General features: G+C 49.4%; 13 protein-coding genes. 7 read left to right on the top strand and 6 right to left on the bottom strand.

Annotation, left to right across the window (positions count from 1 at the left end; all coding sequences use genetic code 11):
• Together ACY69O_RS08130 and sufU are read left to right on the top strand one after the other, a co-directional pair.
• A partial coding sequence (locus ACY69O_RS08130; protein ID WP_462332969.1) for an aminotransferase class V-fold PLP-dependent enzyme occupies positions 1-395 on the top strand: 395 nt, incomplete at its 5' end.
• Positions 385-819, top strand: a complete 435-nt coding sequence (sufU, locus tag ACY69O_RS08125) for a Fe-S cluster assembly sulfur transfer protein SufU (RefSeq protein ID WP_462332968.1) — start codon at positions 385-387, stop codon at positions 817-819. The genes ACY69O_RS08130 and sufU, both read left to right, overlap by 11 nt.
• Positions 820-857: 38 nt before the next feature.
• Here sufU and ACY69O_RS08120 read toward each other — a convergent pair whose 3' ends face one another.
• The 6 genes from ACY69O_RS08120 to ACY69O_RS08095 all read right to left on the bottom strand — a co-directional run bounded on the left by ACY69O_RS08120 (position 858) and on the right by ACY69O_RS08095 (position 6,923).
• The gene (locus tag ACY69O_RS08120) at positions 858-1,481 is read right to left on the bottom strand and encodes a YigZ family protein (protein WP_462332967.1); all 624 of its coding nucleotides are present in this window, start codon (positions 1,479-1,481) and stop codon (positions 858-860) included.
• A 12-nt stretch (positions 1,482-1,493) separates the two neighbouring features.
• On the bottom strand, positions 1,494-2,141 hold the full coding sequence (locus tag ACY69O_RS08115; RefSeq protein WP_462332966.1) for a hypothetical protein: 648 nt from the start codon (positions 2,139-2,141) through the stop codon (positions 1,494-1,496).
• 60 nt (positions 2,142-2,201) lie between these two features.
• Entirely contained in the window at positions 2,202-2,702 is a 501-nt protein-coding gene (nrdG, locus tag ACY69O_RS08110) for an anaerobic ribonucleoside-triphosphate reductase activating protein (protein ID WP_462332965.1), read from the bottom strand.
• Between the two features lie 166 nt (positions 2,703-2,868).
• Positions 2,869-3,159, bottom strand: a complete 291-nt coding sequence (gene nrdD, locus ACY69O_RS08105) for an anaerobic ribonucleoside-triphosphate reductase (protein ID WP_462332964.1) — start codon at positions 3,157-3,159, stop codon at positions 2,869-2,871.
• Between the two features lie 30 nt (positions 3,160-3,189).
• Complete coding sequence (locus tag ACY69O_RS08100) at positions 3,190-5,460, bottom strand: anaerobic ribonucleoside triphosphate reductase (RefSeq protein ID WP_462332963.1); 2,271 nt, start codon at positions 5,458-5,460, stop codon at positions 3,190-3,192.
• A 398-nt stretch (positions 5,461-5,858) separates the two neighbouring features.
• Positions 5,859-6,923 carry a mechanosensitive ion channel family protein gene (locus ACY69O_RS08095; protein WP_462332962.1) on the bottom strand — a complete coding sequence of 355 codons (1,065 nt, stop codon included), beginning with the start codon at positions 6,921-6,923 and terminating at the stop codon, positions 5,859-5,861.
• A gap of 158 nt (positions 6,924-7,081) precedes the next feature.
• On the opposite strand from ACY69O_RS08095, the gene ACY69O_RS08090 reads away from it, so the two are divergent.
• The 5 genes from ACY69O_RS08090 to ACY69O_RS08070 all read left to right on the top strand — a co-directional run.
• Positions 7,082-7,612: a GNAT family N-acetyltransferase gene (locus tag ACY69O_RS08090; RefSeq protein WP_462332961.1), complete on the top strand. Its 531-nt coding sequence runs from the start codon at positions 7,082-7,084 to the stop codon at positions 7,610-7,612.
• A gap of 4 nt (positions 7,613-7,616) precedes the next feature.
• The gene (locus ACY69O_RS08085) at positions 7,617-8,795 is read left to right on the top strand and encodes a phosphopentomutase (RefSeq protein ID WP_462332960.1); all 1,179 of its coding nucleotides are present in this window, start codon (positions 7,617-7,619) and stop codon (positions 8,793-8,795) included.
• 16 nt (positions 8,796-8,811) lie between these two features.
• Positions 8,812-10,137 carry a thymidine phosphorylase gene (locus ACY69O_RS08080; RefSeq protein WP_462332959.1) on the top strand — a complete coding sequence of 442 codons (1,326 nt, stop codon included), beginning with the start codon at positions 8,812-8,814 and terminating at the stop codon, positions 10,135-10,137.
• A gap of 16 nt (positions 10,138-10,153) precedes the next feature.
• Entirely contained in the window at positions 10,154-10,555 is a 402-nt protein-coding gene (locus ACY69O_RS08075; RefSeq protein WP_462332958.1) for a cytidine deaminase, read from the top strand.
• 83 nt (positions 10,556-10,638) lie between these two features.
• Positions 10,639-10,903: gamma carbonic anhydrase family protein (locus tag ACY69O_RS08070; RefSeq protein ID WP_462332957.1), on the top strand; the 265-nt coding region annotated here is incomplete at its 3' end.

Here is a 10,903-nt window from a genome sequence, read left to right as displayed (position 1 = left end):
GTGCCGCGGGACTTACGGCAGCTGTTGATTATCTCGAAAAGCTCACCTTTGTACGCATTACGGCGAGTGAACAGGATTTGGTTGACTACGCTCTGCCGCAGCTCCGGGAGCTGCCGTGTATCGAGCTTTTCGGCTGCGATACGAAGCGTGATAATAAGACCGGAATCATTACCTTCAATGTAAAGGACGTCCACCCCCATGATGTTGCGACGATTCTTGACGCGGAGGGAGTTGCCGTCCGTGCAGGACATCACTGCGCTCAGCCTCTGATGAAATATCTTGGACAGAACGCGACCTGCCGCGCAAGCTTCTATTTCTATAATACGAGAGAAGATATAGACCGCTGGGTTGAAGCACTCAAAAAGGTAAGGGAGGTCATGCACCTTGAGTCTTGAGAATATCTATACGGAGCTCATCGCGGAGGAAAGCAGAAATCCCGAGAACAGGCATCATCTCGCCTCACCGACGGTAACGCTTAAAGGACGCAATCCAAGCTGCGGCGATGAAATCACGCTGGAGCTTGAGGTGGAGAACGGAATCGTAAAGGACGCTTCCTTTACCGGAGTCGGCTGTGCCATATCCCAGGCATCCACCTCAATGATGATTGACCTCATCAAAGGAGAATCCGTGGACGAGGCCAAACGTCTTTCAGAAATGTTCCTCGGCATGATAAAGGGTGATATCACCGATGATGATGAGCTTGAGGACCTTGGGGATGCCATAGCCCTCAAAAACATCTCAAATCTTCCTGCCCGCGTAAAATGCGCCGTGCTTTCATGGCACACGCTGGGAAATGCGCTTGAAGAGAAAAAGGAATAAAAAAGCATGATACAGGGTTTTCCTGTATCATGCTTTTTTTATTCCGGCAGGAGTACCTCCTGCATTCCGTCTTCTGTAAGCACTGCCTGTCCTGCTGTGAGGTCGGCGAGCTTTTGGCGGAAAGGGGAGCGCTGTTCTTCTGTGAGCAGAAGTGTAAGCGTTACATCTTCCGCGTAGGCAGAGTCCTCTATGCGTATTCCGCTTTGTCGCAGTTCGTTTTCTACCGCTCCAAGAAGCGGATATGCTATTCGTACAATGACACGTTCCATGGTCATGACTTTCGCCGTTTTTGCGGCTTCTATTCCAAGCTGTGCGGCATGACCGTAGGCTCTGGTAAGTCCGCCGGTGCCAAGCTTTATTCCGCCGAAATATCTGGTGACGACGATTATGGAATCAGTAAAGCCGCCGTGCTTTAAGATATCAAGTATTGGCGCGCCTGCGGTTCCGCTTGGTTCTCCGTCATCGGAGGATTTCTGCTTTGACGCGTCATTTCCCAGAATCCACGCGGAGCAGTGATGGCGTGCATCATAGTATTTCTTTTTTTGTGCCGCAAGAAAAGCCTGCGCTTCTTCCTCGGTTTTTACCGGGGCGGTACAGGCAATGAAGCGGGAGCGCTGGACGGTATATTCCGCGATGCTTCCCTCTGTGATGGTGCGTATCATGAGTGCTCCTTTTTATTCCTGGATTTCCACATGGTCTCTTAGGGCGGCAATCTCCGCGCCTGTGAAAAGCCCTGCAGGTGATTCACGTATCATGGTTTCGCGAAGTCGGCGGGACTGTTCCTCCTGAACATCAGAGGGCTGATTTTCAGGCAACGCGGCCTGTGCGGTCATTTCTATGGCATGGTGCTGGGCCTTTGCATAGTCTTTGACCTTGATGAATATGGAGGCTGCCAGGTCGTAGTTCGCTTCCTTCAAGTCTCCCGGAGGTTCGAGCTTTTCGGCCTCCGCAACGAGAATGCGGGAGTTTTTTTCAAGGGCCGAAAGGCGGTCGTGTGCGGTCTGTATGCTTATTACATCAGCATCAAAATCAGACAGTATGCGGTGATACTGCTGCCAGTTATGGTCAAGGCGTTCAAGATATGTCTGATAGGATAAAAACCAGTCTACGACCAGCTCCTGCTGCGCGGTCCGCTCGGCACGTTCCTCGGGGGTGAGCGGTTCAGGGGCGGATGGCTGGGCATGGTAAAAAATCAGGGCGCCGGACGCCGCCAGCATAATGAATGTGAAAATGGCAAAAATTTTTCTATTAGGGCAGAGCCGATAAGCGATAAAAATCAGCAGTACAATGCCCGCAAATACGATTGACTGCAATGGCAGCATTCAGCACACCTCCTTTTGTACGGTGGTTTCATTTTAGCATATCCGTACATGTCTGCAAAATCAGTCCGTATATTTGAGAACGATATGACCTTCACGGCGTGTGGCGTTCAAGTCGATAACCCGCTGGTTTTTTGAGCCGCGGAATTTCAGGGTAAGGTCGCGCTGAGCCAGCACGAAAGGACCGTCCACCAGAACATCAAGCTCGTCAAGAAGGGCATGCACTGCGGGGTCCTTGGACTCACAAAGCTTTTCGTATGTATATCCTGTGTAGCTCCAGACATCAAGTCCGTGAGCGTGAAGCTCCTTTGCAAGAGCAGCGAGAGGAGCAGGCTGAAGAAAAGGCTCGCCTCCGCTGAAGGTGACACCCTGCAGCAGCGGATTTTGAAGAATTTCCTCAAGGATTTTGTCCGTGCTTTCGCTGCGCCCGCCCTCGGGGTCCCATGTTTCGGGATTATGACACTCGAGGCAGTGATGGGGGCAGCCCTGCGTAAAGATTGTATACCTGTAGCCGTCTCCGTCTACGACCGAATCATCGACGAGACCGGCGATGCGTAAAAGCATAGTAGGTTCCTCCAAGTGAAGCAGTCTCCCAACTCTAAAAAGAAGGCCTTTCCACGGCTGGGAAAGGCCTTTGCGCGCCGGATGTGTCGAAGTCCGTCACGGTCTTCAAAATCCTTCGCCTATACTATAGAGAGGGAGAGGGATAAAATAAAACAAATAAAATAGATTAGTGCATGAGGCTGTGTTTAACGCGGTCATGCTCTTCGGCACGTTTAGCGTTATTCCAGCGGTCGATTGTTCCGACGAGATACCCCGTGATGCGGCGGATACGCTCAAATTCCTGCGGGCGGAGCGTGTAGTCCAGCGCAACATTTCCGTCCGGTGCGCCTGTGATTTCAAGCGATGCGAGCGTTTCTCCGATATTCTGCTCCTCAATGTAGTTCATGTAGGAGAGAATTTCCTTCTCAGAGATATCGTCGATGTCCTTGATGGTAACTTCAATTCCGTTTACGTTCATGAGAATCCTTCCTTTCATTTTTATTTCGTATCAATCATCGCAGCATGAAGCACGCGGAATGACAATATGATGACGATGCTCCTCGGCGCTTCTTCCGCAGCGCGGGCAGACATTGTCGATGATTCCGTTGTAGCCGCAGACAGGATCACGGTCTACAGGGTGATTTACAGAGCCGTAGCCGATGCCGTTGTCATGCATACAGCGGATAATTGCTTCGAATGCCTTGAGGTTCTTCGAAGGGTCGCCGTCCATCTCAACATAGCTGATGTGACCGGCATTTGTGAGGTTGTGGTACGGTCCCTCCAGCTGTATTTTCTTTGCAGCCGAAATCGGGAAATATACAGGAACATGGAAGCTGTTCGTGTAGTAAGCCTTGTCCGTAACACCCTCGATATTGCCATAGCGCTGGCGGTCGATACGGAGGAAACGTCCGGAAAGACCTTCCGCAGGGGTGGCAATAAGACCAAAGTTAAGGCCCGTGCGCTTGGATTCCTCGTCCATACGCTTGCGCATATGACCGACGATGGAAAGACCGAGACGCTGAGCTTTGTCGGATTCGCCGTGATGCTTGCCGATAAGTGCCTTAAGACATTCTGCAAGACCGATGAAGCCCATGGTAAGAGTTCCGTGCTTCAAAATCTCGGCAACGGAATCATCAGGTCCGAGCTTCTCGGAATCAATCCAAACACCCTGCCCCATGAGGAACGGGTAGTTGCGGCATTTCTTTGAGCACTGTACCTTGAAACGGTGCAGGAGCTGACGGATAATAAGGTCCGTCATTTCATCGAGTCCCTTGTAGAACTCTTCAAGATTGCCCTTTGCTTCGATTGCGAGACGGGGCAGGTTTACGCTGGTGAAGCTCAGATTGCCTCGTCCGCAGGTGACTTCGCGGTTCGGGTCATAGACATTGCCCATGACACGTGTGCGGCAGCCCATGTACGCAACCTCGGAGTTGTAGTCTCCGGCGCGGTAGTACTGCTTATTAAACGGCGCATCAAGGAAGCTGAAATTCGGGAAAAGACGCTTTGCGCTTGTCTTGATAGCTTCCTGGAAAATATCGTAGTTCGGGTCGCCCGGATTGTAGTTGACGCCTTCCTTGACCTTGAAAATCTGAACAGGGAAGATAGGCGTTTCGCCTTCACCGAGACCGGAAACCGTAGCCTTAAGCAGGTTTTTCATGACCATACGTGCTTCCGGCGAGGTATCTGTACCGTAGTTTACGGAGCTGAACGGAACCTGCGCGCCTGCACGGGAATTCATCGTGTTAAGATTGTGGATGAATGCCTCCATAGCCTGATATGTAGCATGGTCAGTAGAAGCTATTGCCGTTTTTACGGCAAAATCATGAGCCTGTGCCGCACGCTCTGCGCTGATTGGCTGGTAGCCGTGCTGCGCCTGATGTGCCGGCAGGAATTCCATGAGCTTCTGTTTGTATGCGTCGACATTGCTCAGTGTGATGTCGAGTGAAACGCTGTTTTTGATTTCCTTCGCGAGAAGATTTGCATCTTCGAGCGACATATCCATCATCGCGCAGAAATATTCGGCGAGATGCGCGAAATACTGCTTGCGGAATGTCTTTCTTACACCCGGTGCCATGGAGTAGTCGAAGTTAGGAATCGACTGTCCGCCGTGCATCTCGTTCTGGTTCGCCTGAATTGCGATACAGCCGAGAGCCGCATAGGAACGGATATCGTTCGGTTCGCGGAGGCAGCCGTGACCTGTGGAGAAGCCGTCCTTGAAAAGCTTCAAAAGGTCAATCTGGCAGCAGGTTTCCGTGAGCATATAGAAGTCCATATCATGGATATGAATATCACCGTTCAGATGTGCAGCAGCAATATCCTTAGGAAGGATACGGTGCGTAATGAAGTACTTCGAACCCTCGGAGCCGTATTTGAGCATCGTGCCCATTGCCGTATCAGCGTCAATGTTCGCGTTCTCACGTTTGAGGTCGGCATCCTTTGCGTTCTTGTAGGTCAGCTCATCATAGATATCCATGAGGTCAACCTCAGCCTCGCGGATACGCGTATGTGCCGCACGGTAAAGAATGTATGCTTTGGCAGTCGATGCGTAATTCTTCTTGATGAGCGCACGCTCAACAGCATCCTGAATATACTCGACGCCCGGAATTTCCTTATCAGAGACCTGCTCGATAACAGCCTTTGTCAAAGCCGTGAGCTCTCTCTTGGTAAATGTGTGGTCCGTAGACTCCATGTTTGCCTTGCGAATGGCGTTGGTAATCTTCTCCTCATCGAATACAACAACGTCTCCGTTTCGCTTGCGGATCTGTTTGATCTTGGTCAATAAAGTTCGCCCCTATCTTAAACGGCCCCTCGCCGCTTTCGTTTGTATTCAATCTGATTGGATTATACAATATCTAGTAGATAGCGTCAATGGAGGGCCAATATATGGGTGTTATGGTATGTGAAGTTATCCACATTGATGCAAAATTTTGCATAATTATGAAATGGCGTATATATAGGAAAAGTCAAGGGGTAAGGAAGAGTTATCCACTTTATACACAGGCCGGTATGTGTATAACCTTTTTTAATTGTGGAAAAAGAAAGGGAAAAAAGGCCCTTATTTATTTTATCCTGCTGTTAAAATAAAAAATTTTCATAGAGCGTTTGTACGAAAAAATTGCGTACAAATCAACAGAAAAGAAAAATCCGTGCGATGGAAAAACCGCACGGATTTCAAAATTATTTGTCCCGTATGATTGTCCGGATCGGATACGGAATGACGATGCCTTCCTCGCGGTAGCGTTTTGTGAGCTCTTTTATGAAGCGGTGCTTCAAAAGATTTTGGTTCGCCAGCTGCTTCGCGTGAAGGATGACGTTAAAGTTTATTGATGAATCGCCGAAGGTGTGAAAGAAAACCTTGGGGTCTTCAATCTCTCCCGTACGGTAGCCGTCAACAATTTCAAGCATGACGGCGCGGGCAACCTCAAGAGTCACTTCCTCTACACGGTCAAGATCGCTGCCGTAGTCTACGCCAACAGGAATGACAACTGCAAGATGGGGACTTGGGGTGTCGTAGTTTGTGAGAATCGCTGCGGCGATATTTTTGTTCGGCACGATGATGGTGTTGTTTGTTACTGTTCGGAGAATCGTATATCTCCAGCGTATATCTTTGACCTCGCCTGATTCGCCGGATGCGAGACATATATGGTCACCTATGCGTACCTGATTGGAAAGTATCAGATGAAGTCCGGAGAACAGATTTGAAAGAGAGTCCTGCAGGCCGAGTGCAACAGCAAGACCGCCGACACCGAGAGCGGTAAGAATCGGGGCTATGGATATTCCAAAATATCCGAGTATGGTAACGATACCGAAGCTGTATACGATGAGATTGATAAAGTTTGAAAGAAGTGTGCTTGATGAGTTGGTACTTGTAAGCCCCTTCGTATGAACCTGTACGAAGTGCTCTGCCACGCGGGCGGCTACCCTTGTAATGGAGAATACGATGATAGCAAAAAGCGCGTAGGAAAGAAGCTGCTCAACAGGTTCAGGCAGGTTCAGCGTGCGGATGGTCCAGTAAACACCGATACCGAAGCACCAAAGACGCGGAAGTCCCTTGATGGCAGCGAGGAAAAAAGCCAGTATGCTGTCCTGTGGAATATCCAGATGGGTGTTGATATAGTGCTTCAAAAAAGAGTTCAGCGCAAAGCCGATAATGATGGAAAGGCCGAGAATAACAGCCGGCAGCAGCAAAGCGTCCTTGACTAGCTGCCAGTCGATATAGAGCCCGAAAATAGGATCTGTCAACGTCAGTTCCCCCTTAAATGCCTGAAAACAGCAGAATAATTTCATTTAATTTCTATGTTTATATTGTAATATATCTGTGTAAAATGAAAAAGAGCAGGCAGGAATTTTCACGTTTTTGTCTAAATTAAACAGGAGAGGGTATGCAGGAGGCGAATGATTTGTCAAAGATAGTGAAAGAAGGAAAGAGGCTTCGTCTGCGTGTTGCAGAACTGAAAGACCTTGATTATATAATGGAAGCGGAAAACCGTCCTGAAAATGTACAGTTCATTCTTCCGGAGTCACGCGAAGTGCATGAACGGGGATTGGACAGTGAGTCAATGGTGCATTTCATTGTGGAGGAAAAGAACACGGGAGCGGCTGTGGGCTTTCTCATGATAGGAAATCTTAATAATCCCGACCACGAGGTGGAGTGGCGCAAAGTCATAATTGATGCAAAAGGAAAGGGCTACGGACATGAGGCAATGGAGCTTCTGCAGGAATGGTCCTTTGAGGATATGAAGTTCCATCGCGGCTGGCTCGACTGCAAGGATTACAATGCACGCGCCCTTCATGTGTATGAGGCAATGGGGCTTCAGCGTGAGGCTCTGCTCCGCGAGACCATGTTTGTAAACGGAAAGTATGAGAATCTCGTGATACTCGCAATGCTTGACCGTGAGTATTTCGCACGCAAAAAAGCAAAGGAGGAATGAGATTATGTCAGTAAAAACAAAACGGCTCTACATAATTGTCCTGGACAGCTTCGGAATCGGGGCTGAGCCTGATGCTGCGGATTTTGGTGATGGAGAATGCCATACTCTGCAGTCCATAATTCATTCAAAGGAATTTTCGGCTCCGCATATGGCGCATATGGGGCTTTTTAACATTGAAGGAGTGGACGTGGGAATGCGTGTTGAGCATCCGACGGGTTCCTTTGCGCGCCTTCAGGAAATGTCCAGAGGAAAGGACACCACCACGGGGCACTGGGAAATAGCGGGTATCGTGTCCAAGCAGGCTATGCCTGTTTTCCCCGACGGTTTTCCCCCTGAATGTATTGAAAAGCTGGAAAAGGCTTTCGGAAGAAAGGTGCTCTGCAACAAACCATATTCGGGAACACAGGTAATTCACGATTATGGCAGAGAGCATATAGAGACAGGGGCGCTTATCGTTTATACTTCGGCAGACAGCGTTCTTCAGATAGCGGCGCATAACAGCGTGCTTTCAGAGCCCGAGCTTTACGAGGTATGTCAAAAAGCCCGTGAAATAATGCAGGGCCCCTGGGCGGTAGGCCGTGTTATCGCGCGTCCATTTGTCGGGACATGGCCCGATTATACACGAACCTCCGGACGTCATGATTACTCTCTTGTTCCTCCTGCCGACACCATGATGGATGTACTTGCACGGGCAGGTCTCGCGACTATCGGTGTGGGAAAGATTCGCGATATCTTTGCGGGAAAAGGAATCGGACGCCATATACCTATGGACGGCAACGAGGATGGCATGGAGAAAACTATTGCAACCCTGGACGAGGACTTCACGGGACTTTGCTTCACCAACCTCGTGGATTTCGATATGAAATACGGACATCGCAGGGATATAGACGGCTATGCCCGTGCGACGGCGGTTTTTGATAAGCAGCTCGGTACGTTTATGGAACGCATGAAGGAGGACGATGTCCTTATGATTACCGCGGACCATGGCTGTGATCCGGGAGCGCCGGGCTCTGACCATACCCGTGAATATGTACCGCTTCTCGTATACGGAGCGGGAATCAGAAAGGGCGTAAACCTTGGTACGCGCCCGACCTTTGCGGATATTGCGGCCACAGCGGCGGAGATTTTCGGAGAAAAGCTCAAAACGCCGGGTACAAGCTTCTGGCAGAAAATCAAGGACTGAAAAGGAGGCCGGCGTTATGCGCATGTATGACCTCATCGTAAAGAAACAACGCGGCGGCGTTATGTCTGATGAGGAAATAAAATTCGTAGTCAACGGTTTTACAAAGGGAGAAATTCCGGCAGAGCAGATGTCCGCATGGCTTATGGCGGTATGGTTTCGGGGAATGAACTCCAAAGAAACATCGTCTCTTACAGATGCTATGCTTCACTCGGGTGAAACGGCAGACCTTTCGGATATCCCCGGTGTTAAAGTGGATAAGCATAGTACCGGAGGCGTGGGAGACAAGACTACGCTGATTGCCGCCCCCATTGTCGCTTCCCGTGGCGGAGTCGTTGCAAAAATGAGCGGACGGGGATTGGGACATACCGGCGGCACAATAGACAAGCTGGAATCTATTCCCGGATTTCGTACTGAGATTGAGGAGACGAAATTCAGAGAGTGTGTAAGGAAATACGGTATTTCCGTTATTGGGCAGTCGACGGAGCTTGCCCCCGCAGATAAGAAAATATATGCGCTCCGTGATGTAACGGGAAGTGTTGACTGTATTCCACTGATTGCTTCTTCAATAATGAGCAAGAAGCTGGCTGCGGGAACAGACGCGATTTTGCTTGATGTAACGGTTGGCAGCGGTGCCTTTATGAAAACAAAGGAAGAAGCCGTGGAGCTGGCGAAAACTATGGTGGACATAGGAGAGAGGGCAGGGAAAAGGACTGTTGCCCTCATAACGAACATGAACGCGCCCCTTGGAAAAGCCGTGGGGAACGCTATTGAGGTAAAGGAAGCTGTAGAGGTTTTGAAGGGGAAAGGTCCTGAGGACCTCCGCAAAACATGCATCGCGCTTGCTGCGAATATGCTTTATCTTTGCGGAAAAGGAGAGCTTTCGGAATGCAGGAAAATGGCGGAGGAATCCCTGCAGGACGGCAGTGCGTATAAAAAACTGATGGACATGACAAAGGCACAGGGCGGAGATGTTTCCGTGCTGGAGAACACCGGGCTTCTGCCGAAGGCTTCAGTAACTGAAGAGCTGAAGGCTGAAAAGGACGCATACTTAAGCTCGTTGAATGCGGAAATGGTCGGCATCGCTTCCATGAAGCTCGGCGCAGGGCGTGAAAAGCTCGGCGATACTCTTGATATGGCAGCGGGGATATATCTCCATAAAAAGCCCGGCGATTTCGTAAAAAAAGGAGAAACTTATATGACTCTTTATACGAATGATGCCGCACGGCTTATATCTGCTAAGGAAACACTGGACACTGCCGTTTCATGGTCCGACAAAAAGCCTGTTCTTTTGCCGGAGGTTTTGGCCCGTGTTGAAAAAGATACGGTGGAAATATTTGCATAAAAGGGAGGGTATCAGAATGACAGAAGAAGATCAGGCTTTGATTGATGAAGCGAAGCGCGTGCGTGAATTTGCATATGTACCGTATTCGCATTTTGCGGTAGGTGCCGCCCTGCGTACGAAGGACGGCAAAATATTCGGCGGCTGCAATATAGAGAACAGCTCATTTCCTATGACGGTATGTGCGGAAAGGACAGCGGTTTATAAGGCTGTATCTGCAGGAGAGCGTGATTTTGATGCTATAGCAGTTGTGGCTGATACGCCTGAGCCGACACGTCCATGCGGCTCATGCCGTCAGGTTCTTGCGGAATTTGGTGTATCAAAAATAATTATGCACAATGTGAGCGGTGAAACGGAGATAAGCACGTTGAAGGAACTGCTTCCGGGAGCATTCTCCAAGGACGATATTATAGACGGGTAAAAGGGCAGATTTGATTTCCTCTAAATAATAGTTATAATAAAGATACAAAAGATAAACAATATAAATAGCAGGAGGTATGAGCTATGTATACACTTAAAAACAACGCGTTTCAGGGAATAACCCCCCAGATTCATGATGAAGCTTTTGTCGCTCCTCAGGTATTCCTTTCGGGGGATGTCCGTGTAGGAAAACATTCCAGCCTTTGGCCGGGAGTCGTTGCCCGTGGCGATGTTAACTATATTTCCGTAGGTGAATGCTCCAACGTGCAGGATCTCACATGTCTTCATGTTGCTGATGACAATCCGTGCATCATCGGAGATTATGTAACAATCGGACACTGCGCATGCG

This window comes from Schwartzia sp. (in: firmicutes), assembly GCF_978017985.1.
The sequence above is the reverse complement of the archived record's forward strand: the minus strand, read 5'-3'. Positions and strand labels throughout refer to the sequence as shown.

Bases quoted from the DNA above. Each gene is read 5' to 3' on its own strand.
- nrdG (WP_462332965.1), bottom strand. From the start codon at position 2,702: ATGCTTTTACGCATCGCCGGTCTCGTCGATGATTCGGTCGTAGACGGA.
- ACY69O_RS08115 (WP_462332966.1), bottom strand. From the start codon at position 2,141: ATGCTGCCATTGCAGTCAATCGTATTTGCGGGCATTGTACTGCTGATT.
- ACY69O_RS08085 (WP_462332960.1), top strand. From the start codon at position 7,617: ATGTCAGTAAAAACAAAACGGCTCTACATAATTGTCCTGGACAGCTTC.
- ACY69O_RS08080 (WP_462332959.1), top strand. From the start codon at position 8,812: ATGCGCATGTATGACCTCATCGTAAAGAAACAACGCGGCGGCGTTATG.
- nrdD (WP_462332964.1), bottom strand. From the start codon at position 3,159: ATGAACGTAAACGGAATTGAAGTTACCATCAAGGACATCGACGATATC.
- ACY69O_RS08120 (WP_462332967.1), bottom strand. From the start codon at position 1,481: ATGATACGCACCATCACAGAGGGAAGCATCGCGGAATATACCGTCCAG.
- ACY69O_RS08075 (WP_462332958.1), top strand. From the start codon at position 10,154: ATGACAGAAGAAGATCAGGCTTTGATTGATGAAGCGAAGCGCGTGCGT.